The 260-nt window shown below is 55.8% G+C and carries 1 pseudogene; it reads right to left on the reverse strand.

The annotated features are described in order from the left end of the window. Positions 1–147: 147 nt before the first annotated feature. A pseudogene (locus F7R02_RS26055) lies at positions 148–260 on the reverse strand (IS5-like element ISCARN85 family transposase); the annotation flags it as partial.

Here is a 260-nt window from a genome sequence, read left to right on the forward strand (position 1 = left end):
AGGACCGACCCAAGAAGGCGATCGGCGGCATGACCCCGGCTGCTTATGCCCAACATCTGGCAAACACCGATATCATTACCCCCGGACTCTAAACCAAACCACTACTCAGGGTGGGGGGACGTCGCACGCACTACTGATTAGGGCCTGTTAACACATCCGAAGCCCATCAACGACTAGGACGAAGCTGAGGAATCCAAGGAACATGACATCCAGCTTCTCGAAGCGCGAGAAAATCCGGCGGTAGCCTTTCAAGCGACGGA

It is taken from the genome of Xanthomonas cissicola (assembly GCF_008801575.1).
GTDB classification, from domain to species: Bacteria; Pseudomonadota; Gammaproteobacteria; order Xanthomonadales; family Xanthomonadaceae; genus Xanthomonas; species Xanthomonas cissicola.